This is a genomic window from Psychrobacter proteolyticus, from assembly GCF_039762275.1.
In the GTDB taxonomy this organism is placed as follows: domain Bacteria; phylum Pseudomonadota; class Gammaproteobacteria; order Pseudomonadales; family Moraxellaceae; genus Psychrobacter; species Psychrobacter proteolyticus_C.
Genome location: NZ_JBDLOB010000002.1, coordinates 25,982 through 40,710 on the forward strand (window position 1 = coordinate 25,982; position 14,729 = coordinate 40,710).

A 14,729-nucleotide genomic window follows, 5' to 3' on the forward strand; every position below is an offset into this window, starting at 1 on the left:
GTTTATTTTTATCTACTGTCTACTCTTTGTGCAATGACCATATAGGCAATTACGATAATATAAGCAGTAACGATAAGCCATCATTTGAAAATAACTGAAAACAGTATGCAAACTAAAAAGCGGATGTCATGACGACTGATATTGAGCAAACAAAAATAAAACCAAAGAAGCAAACTAAGCCGAAGATAATTTCGATACTTAAAACGATAATGTTATACGGTCTCATGTTTGTCGTGATCTATAGTGCAGTTAATTGGTGGCGACAGCCTATCATTCCTGCCAACCCTCAGTTGCAACTGACCGATTACCAGGGGCAAACTATCGATCTAGCAGCGATGAGTCACGAGCGTCCCACACTGGTATACTTTTGGGGTACGTGGTGTTCAGTCTGCAGCTTTACCTCGCCTACCATCAGTAAGCTCGCAGCAGATAACTATCCCGTTGTCACTGTGGCCATACAGTCAGGCTCAAACCAAGAGCTACGCAGCTACCTCGATCAACATCAGTTTGACTTCACTACCATAAATGATCAACAAGGCGATATCTTTGCGGATTGGCAAGGACAAGTCACACCGTCTTATGTGGTATTAGAGAATGGCGAGATGACACAAGGGCTGACAGGTATTCAGCCATTATGGTCATTGAAACTGCGCTTGTGGTTAGCGTCTGTTTTTTAGCAGTTGAGTCGTACTTTATATTTCAATAAATAAGCATTCAAGGAGCTTATAGCTACATCTTTGCTGAGGATATATGACGTAGATAAACGATTGATATTGGACAAAATTGGGTTGACCTCGCACAGCTCTTTTTACCCTACCCTTTTTGTCATATAATAGCTGCCGATCTAAATATTTTCTTGAATTATTTTTACCAGCATATTTTATGTTGCAATCGTCTCGTTACCATTTATTATTGACGTAACTATTTACCGACTAATGAGCGACAATGGGTATTTATTGACATGATGGTTGATAAACCGACTATGATGAGCAATATACCTACTATTAGTAATTAAGCATTATCAATATCGCGTAACCCTCAGTACTATATTGAACTACATTGAACATCGAGCCTTGTATCCGGTTTTGAACCGACACACAAACCTACCTTTTAAAAAGATACCTTCTATGACTGATAAAAGCACTGACACACCAAGCCAAGATTACAAAGACACGCTGAACCTTGCGGATACGCCATTTGCGATGCGCGCAAACCTTGCCAAGCGCGAGCCAGATTGGTTGGCTGCTTGGGAAGCGGATGACGTCTACGGTAAAATTCGTCAGGCGCGTGCTGGTGCAACCAAATATATTTTGCACGATGGCCCTCCATACGCCAACGGTCAGATTCACTTGGGTCACGCAGTCAATAAAGTACTAAAAGACATTATTGTAAAATCAAAAACCTTATCAGGATTTGATGCGCCTTATGTCCCTGGTTGGGATTGTCATGGTCTGCCAATCGAACAAAAAGTCGAAGCCAAGGTCGGTAAAGTTGGTCAAAAAGTGTCTGCGACCGAATTCCGTGGTCTATGCCGCGAATATGCGAGTACTCAGATTGAACTGCAAAAAGCAGACTTCAAGCGTCTAGGTGTGTTTGGTGATTGGGACAACCCTTATCTGACCATGAACTTCCATCAAGAAGCCAACATCGTACGTGCGCTTGCCAAAATCTATGACAATGGTCATGTGACTCGCGGTATGAAGCCGGTCAACTGGTGCTTGGACTGTAGCTCTGCCCTAGCAGAAGCTGAAGTAGAATATCAAGACAAAGTCTCTGACGCGATCTATGTCAGCTTTGATGTACTCGGTACAGATAAAGTAGCCGCATTGGCAGATATCGCAGATAATATCGCTGCTGTTATTTGGACAACTACGCCCTGGACCCTGCCTGCCAACCAAGCTATCTCAGTACATCCTGAGCATAACTATAGCGTGGTCGCTACTGAAAAAGGCAACCTACTACTCGCAGCGGATCTTGTCGAAACTGCGTTGAGTGAGCTAAAACTAGACAATAACGGCATTCTAGCAACTGTATCAGGCAGTGAGCTTGAAGGCCTACATGCCCAGCATCCACTAATTGCAGACCGTCAAGTACCGCTCATCTTGGGCGATCATGTGACTACTGATAGTGGTACTGGTCTGGTACATACGGCCCCTGGTCACGGCCTTGACGATTATATCGTTGGTCTAAAATACAACTTACCAGTGGAAAACCCAGTAAGCGGCACGGGCGTTTATTTAGATAGCGCTGCTGTATTTGCCGGCGAGCACATCTATAAAGCCAATCCAAAAATCATCGCTGCACTACATGACAACGGCCATCTAATCAGCCATACCAAAATTGAGCACAGCTATCCGCATTGCTGGCGTCATAAGTCGCCAATTATTTTCCGTGCTACGCCTCAGTGGTTTATCAACATGGAAACCAAAGGCTTACGCGCTCGCGCGCTTGCTGACATTCCATCGGTAAGTTGGACGCCAGCGTGGGGACAAAACCGTATCGAATCAATGATGACGGGTCGTCCTGATTGGTGTATCTCGCGTCAACGTACGTGGGGCGTGCCGATTACTTTCTTTACGCATAAAGAAACAGGCGAGCTGCATCCAAACACGCTTGAGCTAATGGAAACTGCGGCACAAAAAATCAATGAAGGCGGCGTAGAAGCGTGGTTTGATGCTAGCTGTGAAGACTTCTTAGGCAGTGAAGCCGCTGACTATGACAAAGCAACTGACACGTTGGACGTTTGGTTTGACTCAGGCACGACGCATTTCGCTGTCCTTGATCAACGTGATGAATTGACCAATCCAGCTGATATGTATCTAGAAGGCTCTGACCAACATCGCGGCTGGTTCCAGACGTCACTGCTAACGTCAGAAGCGATGTATGAGCGCCCACCGTTTAAGCAAGTACTGACCCATGGCTTTGTAGTCGATGAAAACGGTCGCAAGATGAGTAAATCACTTGGCAACATCATCACTCCGCAAGAAGAGATTAATAAAACAGGCGCTGACATGCTGCGTCTGTGGATTGCATCGAGTGACTATCGTTATGAAATGAGCGCAGGTAAAACGGTCTTTAAGGGTGCGATCGATATGTATCGCCGTATCCGTAACACCTTACGTTTCTTGCTTGCCAATACCGATGACTTCAATCCAGCGACTGATAGCATTGATATCAATGAATTGGTCAGTCTTGATAAATTCATTATTGAGCGCGCACAAACTGTACAAGCACAAATCATAAGCGCTTATGATGCAATGGACTTTCACCAAGTCACTCAGCACGTGACGGCGTTTTGCTCACAAGACTTGGGTAGCTTCTATCTAGATATTATCAAGGATCGCCAGTACACTACGCAGGCAGATGGACAGCCTCGTCGTTCTGCACAGACGGCTATCTACCATATCACTCATGCGCTGATTCGCTGGATTACACCAATCTTGTCATTCACGGCGCAAGAGGCATGGGAAGTGCTGAACCAACGTGATGCGGATAAAGGCGGCTATGTATTCACTCAAGAATGGTATGAGTTCCCAGCGTTTGAGCTAAGTGCTATCAGCAACAATGACTGGCAGCGCATCATGTTCGCCAAAGACATGGTGAATAAACATATCGAAACTGCACGTGGCGAAAAAATCATCAATGCCAACTTGTCTGCCGACGTGAGTCTATACGCTGACGGTGCAATGTATGAGAGCTTAGCCAAGCTTGATGAAGAGCTACGTTTTGTATTGATTACTAGTAACGCTGCATTGAAGCCAATGAGCGAAGCACCTGCTGATAGCATTACACAGACAGCAGAAGCGACCGACACCAATACCGAAGAAGCTGTAGATTTAGTGGTACAAGTAAGCGCGGCTACTGGTACTAAGTGCGTACGCTGCTGGCACATCCGTGATGACATCGGTACAGATAGCACACACCCTGAACTATGCGCGCGCTGCGTGACCAATGTCAGTGGCGATGGCGAGGTACGTCACTATGCCTAACCCAACTGATTCGTCTGAAAGCCAGCATGACCAGCAGCCGCAGGTTGAGGTTGACCATTCACCTAAGCCTGCTCATGCAACCACGGGTAGCTCGATTACACCTAGAAGTCGCCTGACCAAGTCAACAAATAGGATACCAAAGCTAGTAGCCAATGGTAGTCGTGCTTTTGTATGGTATGTATTGGCATTGGTTATTGTCATTATCGATCAGTGGACTAAATGGCTGGCAGAAACCAAACTGACCTTTCATGATCCAGTGCCAGTGATCGAGCCATTTCTTAATTGGACATTGGCTTATAATTATGGCGCGGCATTTAGCTTTTTGGCAGATGCTGGCGGTTGGCAGAAGTGGTTCTTTTCAGGGCTGGCATTACTCATGTCGCTGTTTCTAATCATCTATCTGATTAAAGCACCACGCAAAGCCACGCTACTATCGTTCGGTCTAGCTTTGGTACTTGGCGGCGCGGTCGGTAACTTGATTGATCGCTTGCTACATGGTCATGTGATTGACTTTATCCATGTGCATTACGCCGATGCATGGCATTATCCGATTTTTAATATTGCGGATATCGGTATATCTATCGGTGTCTTATTGATTGTCATCGATATGCTGTTTTTGGAAAAAAAGCGTGAAGCTAGATAGTAGTATCTAAACTAAGATATGCCATCATAAAAAAGTCCCACTATAGCTATCTATAGTGGGACTTTTGATTTATCTATATTATAAAGTACCAAAATCACTCTCATTATTTATGATTTGATAAGTTATCCAGCCCTGTATATTTGTTTACCAACAATGATGAGATTTACCTTTTCATCTGAGTCGACTAATTTATCTGGATAGTCTTTATTTAAGCTGTGTAGTCGCAGCATGTTACCTGTTTCTATAAATATCTGTTTAAACATAGAATACTTGCCATTCAATATTACGGCGTATATATCACCATCTCTTATGACGGTATCATCTGTGGCAATTCCCACTCTATCTTTAATGTTTATATATGGCTGCATACTATCATCAATCGCAAAAGTCATTCTAAAACAATCAACGCTTATACCTTTGCTTTTAAAGTAATTAGCTTGGAAAAAATGTATATCCTTAATGTCTTCAAAATCACAACTATTGTTTTCTTCATTAAAGAAAAAGGACTTGTAAACTGGTATCTCAATTAAACCATCAACTATTTCTTTAGAAAGATTACTCACTGTTTCCTGAACTAAGCTATTGTGTTCATGGTCTAACCAGTTAGGAGGTTTATTAAAAAACGTTTCTATCTTACTTGCAGTTTCGTCACCAATAGCTTTGATAGGATTTTTACCTATATAGTGGCCTAGTAATGCATAATTGATCTTTGTACCTTGTGATAGATCCATCCTTTTCGTTTTATATTGCTGCATAAGTCTTCTGACGTTCTCACGTCTAATGTCTTCGATACTAGTAAATAGTTTAGACACTTATATCTCCGTTAATTTTATTTCCGTAAAACCCATTTTTAGAGAAATCCTTTCAAAGTCTCTAACCCACCACCTGCCAATAAAAACAATAACCCTGCCATGTTCACAACGACGGTCAAATAATAAGTCACTCGAAACTCAGGCTTTTGTGATTTGTGACGCAGATACGTTTGAGCCAATAGCGCGCCTACCCAACCGCCAAGCGCGCTTAGTATATGCAGTGTAGACTCAGGTGTACGCCAGTCGCCACTTTGCGCAGCAGCTTTGTCTTTGGCATACATGCCATAAGTAATAATCCCTAGCACGACGTACCAGCCGACCACTAGCCAGCTCAGTTTATCTGTCGCTGCTAATAAAACTAAAACGCCATAAAAAGCCAGTCCAAGAAACGAGCGTTTCTTTTGACCCGCTTCAAACTCTGCCTGATGGCTACGTTTCTGATTGCGCTGACGGATCTGCTGATTTTTTTGTGCCATTTTTTGCTGTACAAACCCAAGCTCTTGTACTTGCTTGGCTCGCTTGCGTCCCTCCGCATCTTGTCCAATGCTAAAGACCACTGCCTCACCGATATCAGGACGGCGCTGAGCCTTAAACTCACTTATATGAAAGAAGACAGACTCGCCTGCTTCAGTTTCAATAAAGCCAAACCCTTTATCGTCCTGCCATTTTTTGACAGTGCCTTGTTGTTTATTCACTACCGACACCTCATATCTTTTAGAATTGCCAATTATAGTACACCATCTGCGTTACATTATTGACGCTTACATCTGGTCTTAGATGGCTTATTATTTCTTACACGATAATACGGCAATTAAAGAGACTGTAATCCAACGCATTATTTTCTATTCTTTTATTCTAGCAACCGATGGCTTTTTATTATGACTCAATCTCAATTTATTAATCCAAACGAAGACACTCGTATCGCTCATGGTAGCCTTGTGAAGTTACACTTTGAAGTTTCACTAGAGAACGGCACCATCATCGACTCAACTTTTAATCGTGATGCACCTGTGTCTTTGACCATTGGTGATGAGAGCTTGTTACCTGGCTTTGAGCAAGTACTAATGAATCTACGCGCCGGTGATACTCGCACCGCACACCTTGAGCCAGAGCAAGCATTTGGTGAGTGGAATCCTGAAAACATCCAACACTTTAGTCGTACTCAGTTTGCGCTAGTCGCTGACAATCCAGAAATTGGCATGATGGTTGAGTTCGAAGACAAAGGTAAAAATACACTGCCCGGTACGATCAGTGCCATCGATGATGATCAAGTCGAAGTCGACTTTAACCACCCACTGGCAGGACAAGACGTACTATTCAAAGTAAAAATCTTTAAAGTCACACCACCCGGTGTCACTGGTATCAAATTGATGTAAACATCAATAGATATAACTCATCTAAAAATAAATATTGATAAAAAACAGTCAAAAGGGAGACTTATATGCAGTATCAAACGTTACCGCAACTCGATGAAAAAGTATCTAAAATCTGTCTAGGCACGATGACATGGGGACAGCAAAATACTGAGTCCGAAGCACACGAGCAAATGGACATGGCGCTCAGTGAAGGTGTGAATTTTTGGGATACCGCCGAGATGTACCCGTCACCACCAGATAAAGACAAACAAGGTGATACTGAGCGCTTTATGGGCACTTGGTTTAACAAGACCAAACAGCGTGACAAAGTCATTCTCGCTAGCAAAATATCGCCAATGAATTTTTTGCGTGATGGACAAACGCGCTTTAACGCCGAGCATATTAGCAGCGCTATCGATGGTAATTTGGAACGTCTACAAACAGACTATATCGATATCTATCAGCTGCATTGGCCAGAGCGTCAGGCGAATTTCTTTGGTCAGCGCGGCTATGATGAAGAGATGGCAGCACAGTCATTAGACGATTTAACGCCATTTTTAGAGACTATTCAAGCGTTGAACGATGAAATTAAAAAAGGTCGTATTCGTGCTTATGGTCTATCGAATGATACCGCGTGGGGACTCATGCGCTATCTATGGGAAGCAAATAAAAACGGCCTAATTCCACCACTTACCGTGCAAAACCCATATAGCCTATTGAACCGTTTATATGAAGTTGGTATGGCTGAGATTGCCCATCGTGAAAACGTTGGTCTACTTGCGTATTCACCGCTTGGGTTTGGTGTGTTGTCTGGCAAATACCTTGATGGTAAACGTCCAACTGGCGCACGTCTGACTATGTATGATCGTTTCGGTCGTTATGTGAACGAGCAGGCCAAATCAGCGACTGAACAATATGCCAAGATAGCTGCTGATGCAGGTTTGGACATGGCGCAGATGTCATTGGCTTTTGTAAACTCTCGTCACTTTGTCACCAGTAACATCATTGGAGCAACGACGACCGAGCAACTCAAATCAAACATCGATAGTGTCAATGTGGAGCTAACAGCAGATGTATTAGAAGCGATTGAAGCGGTGCATACACAGCAACCTAATCCATCGCCATAGTTGGTCTTTTATGGAAACTCGATATTAATAGAGCCTGATGAATAAATAACATTAAGTTTGCTCTATTAAATCTCCTATAAAAAAGGGCGCAAATCGTTTCGATTTGCGCCCTTTTGTTGCCTGGCTGAGATTAGCTACACTAGCTCAACCCTAAACAATCAGTCTTCAACTGGTGCGCTAAGGACTCTTGAATGCAGCTCAGCCAACCCTTCATTCATGCGTGCTTGTAATAAATTGGTAAGCTCACTCTTGTTACGACCTTCTGGATCTATAGGCGCGAGTGGCAATACGTAAGCGGTCACGTTTTTGCTATCGAGCACTTTTTTCATACTTTCTTTCATCGTCAGCTTACCATAGTATGGCAATGCGTCGCTTAGTGTGCCGTCTTTATTGACATAAGCGATGATGATCGGTCTGATAGGCACATCAGCATCGATGGCTGCTTGCAGCAATGTTCCATGAATGCGTTTTACTTTTTTACCACTAGTGGTCGTCGCCTCAGGGAAGAAAACAATCGAAAATCCTTTGGCTAAAAAGTCAGCAATCTGCGCCGATACTGAGCTTGCATCACCGGAGCCGCGCTCAATGAAAAGCGTCCCTGCGGCATGAGCAAGTTTGCCAAATACAGGCCATTCACCAATCTCAGCCTTGGATAAAAAGAACGCTGGGCTTACAGTCCCAACAACAGGAATATCCATCCATGACACGTGATTCGATACCCATAAGCCATGGAACTGCTCTACAGGTTCCACTTCTACCACTTTTACCCCAAAAGAGCCTGCCATCTTGCGGCAGAATGTCTGGATATAGCGTGGTAGGGTTTCGCGTGGTGGCTGCTTAAATGCACCAATACGCTTCGCCGCGCGTATGCCGCCGACCATGGTCGTGGTCATACCAGCAACCTGTCTGCCTCGGCTCAACTGTCGTCTGAGTGAAAAGCTTGATTTAGCTTGGCTCATCTTCGCCCTCATGATTAAATAACGGGTGTTTAATAGTCAAAAAACGAGCCCAGTATAACAAAGTTAGCACACTCAGTGATAGCTTGTTCACTCAGTGAGTGCTGACTTTTATACAAACGGGCAATAAAGCAGATTTATAAAAAATTATCCGCAGCAAACGCTGTAACATAAAATCATCGCTAATTATGCTAATACGCTTTAATATCAAGTGATAAGACCATATATAGATAATCATATGAACGCTACATCAAAGCTTATTGAGCTGGTTATAGCGAGACATTTACTTTATTACATAGGTGATACTCTTTGGATTATTTTGAAAGACATGAAGGTGGCGAACGCGCCATTTTAGTACATTTAGACATCCGCCAAATCCAAGATCCTGATGATCTTAGTGAATTTGAGCTGTTGGCTGATTCAGCAGGTGCCGATCGTTTGGCACTAGTCACTGGATCACGCTCACGCCCTGATGCCAAATACTTCGTTGGTAGCGGAAAAGCAGAAGAAATCGCAGAACTAGTGCGCGAACACGAAGCAGATATCGTACTGTTTAACCATAGCCTGTCGCCATCACAAGAGCGTAATATCGAAGCGCTAGTGAAGTGCCGCGTGTTGGATCGTACTGGTTTAATTTTGGATATTTTTGCGCAGCGTGCCCGTACTTATGAAGGGAAACTGCAAGTAGAGCTGGCTCAGCTTAACCATCTATCAACGCGTCTGGTACGTGGTTGGACGCATTTGGAACGTCAAAAAGGTGGTATTGGTCTGCGTGGACCGGGTGAGACTCAGCTTGAGACCGATCGCCGTCTACTACAGACTCGCGTCAATCAGCTAAAGAGCAAACTAGAAAAAGTCCGTCAGACCCGTGCGCAAGGTCGCGCCCGTAGACAGAAATCTGATGTACCGACCATCTCACTGGTCGGCTATACCAATGCGGGCAAATCTACTTTGTTCAACCGTTTGGTCGATGAAAATATCTACGCTGCTGACAAACTATTTGCGACGCTAGACCCTACTCTACGCCGTCTGGACTGGCAGGGAGTTGGTCGTGTCGTCTTGGTTGATACGGTTGGTTTCGTCCGTCATCTGCCGCATGAGCTGGTTGAGTCTTTTCATGCGACCTTAGAGGAAACTCTAGAAGCCGACTTGTTATTGCACGTCATTGACTCCTCTAGCGAGGACATGCACGAGCAGATTCAGGCGGTCAAAGAAGTATTGGCAGAAATCGATAACGACGTACCTGTGCTCAATGTCTACAACAAGATTGATTTGACTGATGAACCTGCACATATCGGCTATGCTAGCGAAGGTCAGCCAAACCGCGTCTATGTGTCTTCTAGACAGAACCTCGGTATGGAGGAGCTAACGCTTGCCGTACAGCAACTGCTGACAGGTAAATTGACAACGTTTGATTTGACCTTGCCGTATGATGCTGGACAATTCAAAAACACCTTATATGAACTGGGTGTTATTGAAGAAGAAAGTTACGACGATACGGGTCGTGAATGTCTGACGATTCGCTTGCCAAGTGACCGTCTAAGACAGCTACTCGGTCAAGCCAACTTAAAACCTATCGATGTATTACCGCTGGCACAAGCAACACTACTGATGCCGGTACTTGAAGAGTTTGAAAAGGTTGATGACGTTGAAGAGCCAACCATGACAGAGGCTGAGGAAAAAGCGTTTGACGATTTTGATGCATTACACACAGAAACAGCTGATTCAGAAAAATAATAGTTGTTCCTATAAAATAAGAACTATTATGAAAGTGAGTCATTTGCGGCAGTAACTGAATAAACGTTTGATTCATACTGTTAGCCCACAGACCCTTATATAGTACGTTAAAATAGAATAGACGATATCCAGTGATATCGTCTATTTTTTTTGGATATGACCAGTCACGGTGCATAGGCTTTATTAGTTGCCTTACTCTCTATATAATCGCCTGTTGTACATTCAACAAATATTGATAGATAGCGTTAATATTTTAAAAGTGAATTATTGCTACTATCAGTATTTATAGCATCATTTTCTACGTTGTGTTCTTGGTGCCATCATATACTTTGTTTGGTACACCATCCATTTATATCTGACTTGGCCAGAATTGCTTATGAAGTCTGCTCACTCTCCCCATCTTCCACTATGGCTTGCGTTAATTCTAACGTTGACCATGGTTATCGTTGTTCGAGAAACGGCGGTTGTTCTCTGTCAAATGGCAGGCATCGAAAAAGCGGCCAATATTGTCGGTTTGGTTGCGATGTTTGTTATTTTGATGGCGTGGCGACTGCTTAAAGGGTTGCCGAGCTGGCTCACACAGGCCAGTAATACTTTACTAGTCGATAGTGGTTTTGCCTTCTTACCAGTTTCTGCTGGTGCAGGCTTGTTGCTATTTGCTCTAGGAGATGAGCTATTGGGTGTGATGATAACGATGATCGTTAGTACGCTCATACCACTGTGGGGACTGGCATTATTGGCCAATCGTTGGCTTAACCATGCTGCAAACACTGATAGTACGACTACCACTGAGCAAAAGGGACAGCCGTGAGCTGCGGAGAGATATTATGACTTTTGACAGCGTATTTATGGCAACCCTAGCTGCAATATTATTGACATTAGCAGCACACGTAATTGCACGTGTATTGGCACGTAAATTATCATGGTTACCGATGGTCATTACCGCACTTGTCCTAGTACTTGTTTTCCTATTTTTACTGCAGTGGGATTACAACAACTATTACAGCGCGGCAAAACCTGTATTTGACCATCTGTTGGGATATGTGACAGTACTTCTGGCTGTACCATTGGCGGCGATGAATTTCAAAGGCTTACCAGTTAAAAAACTCACCTTAATTGTCGCTATCGCTAGCGTCGTTGGCGCATTACTGCCTATGTCATTAGCTTACTTATTTTCGCTCAGCCATGAGACCCTATTGGCCTTCGCTACCCGCTCTGTTACAACGCCGATTGGCCTGAGTGTCGCAGATTTAATCAAAGCACCATTGGCAATGGCTAACCTAATTATCATCGTCTCAGGATTGATAGGTGGTACGGTCGCTCGCTTTTTGTTCCGCGGTATCAATGATGACCGTGCCAAAGGTCTAGCGCTAGGTTTAGCAGCTCATGCGTTTGGTACTGTAGAGGCATGGCAGATCAGTCATACAGCAGGACGTTATGCCGCATTTGGCTTGGCAGTGAATGGGTTGGTTACTGCAGTTTGGGTACCTATCTTTATCAGTGCTATCGGTATCTAGTCATCACTAAAAGTCTACCTAAACTATTCTTATATTTTTAAAAACCTAACCATTAATAGGCTTATCTACTGTTAATTTCAGATTGAAAATTACCTCGACTATTCAAATGTCATTATTATTTCTTAAAAAATTGAGACACTTTATTTATCTGAATTCATAAATGAAAAAACCTACTACAAATGGCTCATTAAGTCACTTAGAAAAGTTAGTATATTGATTTATCTAAGGTTATTTAATAATAGAAATCTGATTTTACAACTTAGTTTGTCAATCTGATGCGTCAAAAAGTTATTATATGTTATAGTAAGCAACTATTATTTTTTGTATCTATTGCAAGTGGTTCCTTATTGAAAGTGATAATTGCTAAGCTGCTGTCCTCACAGTGGGCTAAATAATTCTGCAAAATCAGTAACCGCTTAAGCGCCTAAATCAACGCATATGTAGGCAAAATAATTTGCTGTTATTCGATAAAAAGTGATTTTACTATGATAAATACGGCTACTTTGATGACTCGCTGCTTATCTCCCCTTTTGCTAAGTGCCATTGCTCTTTCGACCTTTTCTGTCGCTGCAAATGCAGGCAACATGTATATCTACAAAGACAAAGGTGGACAAGTACTGTTGACCAACGTCAATCCTAGTGGAAATTTTGATAAGTTTACGAAAAAAGTAAAAGTAACTTATTATAAAGACTCTAAGATGTATGACGGAAGTAGCGATAGCTATGGTAGCAGCGCCGCTAGCAATAGCGGAAGTCGCAACTCTTACGACAGCTATATTCGTGCGTCCGCTGAGCGCAATGGTGTTGACCCTGCCCTAATGAAAGCGATGATGCATACTGAATCCGCTTTCAATCCAAACGCACGCTCACCAGTAGGCGCACAAGGGCTTATGCAGTTGATGCCAGCGACTGCGCGCCGCTTCAATGTTAGCAATCCTTGGAACCCTGCAGATAATATCGAAGGATCAGCCAAATATATCGCATGGCTTATGCGCCGCTTCAACAATAACGTCGAACATGCTGTCGCAGGCTACAATGCGGGTGAAGGCAATGTCGATAAATACGGTGGCATCCCTCCATTCAAAGAAACACGTAACTATGTTCAAAGAGTGATGAGCCGTTATCATAGCCTGTATAAAAACGATACCGGACTGTTTGGTGCGAGTATCAGTGCTAACAATCAAACCAGTAGCACCAGTACAAGTAGTGGCTTACAAAATGTCAGTTACGGCACCAGCAGCAATGTGAATAGTGCCAGCTATGCCAACTCAGCCTATGCGGCTTTACGCTAAACCAATTATCTAAAAGTCAGACATAAAAAAGCCCATTAACGAATTAATGGGCTTTTTTGTGTTTGGATGCTTTATATCGTGATGCTTTATATCTTGATACATTAAGAGTAATAAAGCCAAACTGTGAGCCACAAATAAGGACTCACAGCCTGATCCAACACTATTTGATAATTACTTGTTAGCCGCCTGAGTTGCAGCAACTTCAGCAGCGAAGTCTTCTTGCTTCTTCTCGATGCCTTCACCAACTTCTAGACGTTTGAAGCCAAGTACTTTTACGCCTTCAGCTTTTAGGACTTCGCCAACTTTCTTGTCGTTGTCCATAACGTATGGCTGACGTAGTAAAGTTACTTCGTCTAGGTACTTACGTAGGCCACCTTCAATCATTTTTTCAACGATGTTGTCAGGCTTGCCAGACTCACGAGCTTTTGCTTCGATGATGTCTTTTTCGCGTGCCAATACGTCGGCAGCAACATCTTCGTCATCTACAGCAACAGGGTTGAATGCAGCGATATGCATAGCAAGGTTTTTACCAGTGTCAGCGTCGCCACCTTCATAAGATACAACTACACCGATACGTAGACCATGACGGTATGCAGCGATGTTAGCACCTTCAAGTGTTTCAACGCGGCGAATCTGGATGTTTTCACCGATTTTCTGTACTAGAGATACACGTGCTTCTTCAACAGTCTGACCTTCGCCATAAGACAATTCAGAGATAGCAGCAACGTCAGTTACGTTGTTTTCTAGTGCAAGGTTAGCAACTTTTTCTGCAAATGCAGTGAAGCTGTCATCTTTTGCAACGAAGTCAGTCTGGCAGTTAACTTCTAACAAGAATGCTTTGTTCTCGCCTTGAGCGATGATGATAGCGCCGTCAGCTGCGATGTTACCCGCTTTTTTAGCTGCTTTAGCTTGACCAGATTTACGTAGGTTATCAATGGCAACTTCAACATCACCGTTTGATTCTTCTAACGCTTTTTTACATTCCATCATGCCAAGACCAGTACGGTCACGCAGTTCTTTTACCATTTTGGCAGATACTTTTACTTCTGTCATAAGAGTCACCTTAGTATAGTTATGTATAGGAGTGCTGTATTTCTATTCGATATCTTAGTATTACTTAAAATCTAGCAGACAGCTCGTTTTGAACGATTACTAATATAGCCATAGATGATGTCAAACAAATAACATCTGTACAATATAGCGATATGACCAGTAGGAGCGATAATACTCGCTCAATAGCTGCTCGCTCTACGAATGGCATTATTAATAAGGCTTTATTCAATAACAAGGCATGACGAGTA

13 protein-coding genes are annotated in these 14,729 nt (G+C 43.2%); 9 read left to right on the forward strand and 4 right to left on the reverse strand.

What is annotated here, in order from left to right; genetic code table 11:
• Nucleotides 1-128 precede the first annotated feature (128 nt).
• From ABFV72_RS03185 to lspA, 3 genes are all read left to right on the forward strand, one after another.
• Nucleotides 129-677, forward strand: coding sequence for a protein disulfide oxidoreductase (locus ABFV72_RS03185; RefSeq protein WP_347162415.1), 549 nt, complete (start codon nucleotides 129-131; stop codon nucleotides 675-677).
• A 450-nt stretch (nucleotides 678-1,127) separates the two neighbouring features.
• A complete protein-coding gene (gene ileS / locus ABFV72_RS03190; protein ID WP_347162416.1) occupies nucleotides 1,128-3,989 on the forward strand; it encodes an isoleucine--tRNA ligase in 2,862 nt (953 codons plus the stop codon).
• Nucleotides 3,982-4,632 (forward strand): signal peptidase II, encoded by a 651-nt coding sequence (lspA, locus tag ABFV72_RS03195; protein WP_347162417.1) that lies wholly within the window; start codon nucleotides 3,982-3,984, stop codon nucleotides 4,630-4,632. Before ileS ends, lspA begins: the two co-directional genes overlap by 8 nt.
• A gap of 122 nt (nucleotides 4,633-4,754) precedes the next feature.
• On the opposite strand, the gene ABFV72_RS03200 is transcribed toward lspA, so the two are convergent.
• A complete protein-coding gene (locus tag ABFV72_RS03200) occupies nucleotides 4,755-5,444 on the reverse strand; it encodes a S24 family peptidase (protein ID WP_347162418.1) in 690 nt (229 codons plus the stop codon).
• 38 nt (nucleotides 5,445-5,482) lie between these two features.
• Nucleotides 5,483-6,139 (reverse strand): cold shock and DUF1294 domain-containing protein, encoded by a 657-nt coding sequence (locus ABFV72_RS03205; protein ID WP_347162419.1) that lies wholly within the window; start codon nucleotides 6,137-6,139, stop codon nucleotides 5,483-5,485.
• A gap of 183 nt (nucleotides 6,140-6,322) precedes the next feature.
• On the opposite strand from ABFV72_RS03205, the gene ABFV72_RS03210 reads away from it, so the two are divergent.
• Complete coding sequence (locus tag ABFV72_RS03210) at nucleotides 6,323-6,820, forward strand: FKBP-type peptidyl-prolyl cis-trans isomerase (RefSeq protein WP_201607374.1); 498 nt, start codon at nucleotides 6,323-6,325, stop codon at nucleotides 6,818-6,820.
• A gap of 65 nt (nucleotides 6,821-6,885) precedes the next feature.
• Nucleotides 6,886-7,926: an aldo/keto reductase gene (locus tag ABFV72_RS03215; protein WP_347162420.1), complete on the forward strand. Its 1,041-nt coding sequence runs from the start codon at nucleotides 6,886-6,888 to the stop codon at nucleotides 7,924-7,926.
• A 158-nt stretch (nucleotides 7,927-8,084) separates the two neighbouring features.
• Here the strand turns inward: ABFV72_RS03215 and ABFV72_RS03220 are convergent, their stop codons facing one another.
• On the reverse strand, nucleotides 8,085-8,885 hold the full coding sequence (locus tag ABFV72_RS03220; protein WP_347162421.1) for a lysophospholipid acyltransferase family protein: 801 nt from the start codon (nucleotides 8,883-8,885) through the stop codon (nucleotides 8,085-8,087).
• Between the two features lie 306 nt (nucleotides 8,886-9,191).
• Here ABFV72_RS03220 and hflX point away from each other — a divergent pair, with 306 nt between their 5' ends.
• The 4 genes from hflX to ABFV72_RS03240 all read left to right on the forward strand — a co-directional run bounded on the left by hflX (nucleotide 9,192) and on the right by ABFV72_RS03240 (nucleotide 13,428).
• Nucleotides 9,192-10,619, forward strand: coding sequence for a ribosome rescue GTPase HflX (gene hflX, locus ABFV72_RS03225; protein WP_347162422.1), 1,428 nt, complete (start codon nucleotides 9,192-9,194; stop codon nucleotides 10,617-10,619).
• A 376-nt stretch (nucleotides 10,620-10,995) separates the two neighbouring features.
• Nucleotides 10,996-11,430, forward strand: a complete 435-nt coding sequence (locus ABFV72_RS03230) for a CidA/LrgA family protein (protein ID WP_160021507.1) — start codon at nucleotides 10,996-10,998, stop codon at nucleotides 11,428-11,430.
• 16 nt (nucleotides 11,431-11,446) lie between these two features.
• Nucleotides 11,447-12,136, forward strand: coding sequence for an LrgB family protein (locus tag ABFV72_RS03235; protein ID WP_102094604.1), 690 nt, complete (start codon nucleotides 11,447-11,449; stop codon nucleotides 12,134-12,136).
• Nucleotides 12,137-12,621: 485 nt separating this feature from the next.
• Entirely contained in the window at nucleotides 12,622-13,428 is an 807-nt protein-coding gene (locus tag ABFV72_RS03240) for a lytic transglycosylase domain-containing protein (protein ID WP_347162423.1), read from the forward strand.
• A gap of 171 nt (nucleotides 13,429-13,599) precedes the next feature.
• Here ABFV72_RS03240 and tsf read toward each other — a convergent pair whose 3' ends face one another.
• Nucleotides 13,600-14,481, reverse strand: coding sequence for a translation elongation factor Ts (tsf, locus tag ABFV72_RS03245; RefSeq protein WP_114701165.1), 882 nt, complete (start codon nucleotides 14,479-14,481; stop codon nucleotides 13,600-13,602).
• Between the last annotated feature and the right edge of the window lie 248 nt (nucleotides 14,482-14,729).

Bases quoted from the DNA above. Each gene is read 5' to 3' on its own strand.
- ileS (WP_347162416.1), top strand. From the start codon at position 1,128: ATGACTGATAAAAGCACTGACACACCAAGCCAAGATTACAAAGACACG.
- ABFV72_RS03210 (WP_201607374.1), top strand. From the start codon at position 6,323: ATGACTCAATCTCAATTTATTAATCCAAACGAAGACACTCGTATCGCT.
- ABFV72_RS03240 (WP_347162423.1), top strand. From the start codon at position 12,622: ATGATAAATACGGCTACTTTGATGACTCGCTGCTTATCTCCCCTTTTG.
- ABFV72_RS03220 (WP_347162421.1), bottom strand. From the start codon at position 8,885: ATGAGCCAAGCTAAATCAAGCTTTTCACTCAGACGACAGTTGAGCCGA.
- ABFV72_RS03235 (WP_102094604.1), top strand. From the start codon at position 11,447: ATGACTTTTGACAGCGTATTTATGGCAACCCTAGCTGCAATATTATTG.
- ABFV72_RS03230 (WP_160021507.1), top strand. From the start codon at position 10,996: ATGAAGTCTGCTCACTCTCCCCATCTTCCACTATGGCTTGCGTTAATT.
- ABFV72_RS03215 (WP_347162420.1), top strand. From the start codon at position 6,886: ATGCAGTATCAAACGTTACCGCAACTCGATGAAAAAGTATCTAAAATC.
- tsf (WP_114701165.1), bottom strand. From the start codon at position 14,481: ATGACAGAAGTAAAAGTATCTGCCAAAATGGTAAAAGAACTGCGTGAC.
- ABFV72_RS03185 (WP_347162415.1), top strand. From the start codon at position 129: ATGACGACTGATATTGAGCAAACAAAAATAAAACCAAAGAAGCAAACT.
- lspA (WP_347162417.1), top strand. From the start codon at position 3,982: ATGCCTAACCCAACTGATTCGTCTGAAAGCCAGCATGACCAGCAGCCG.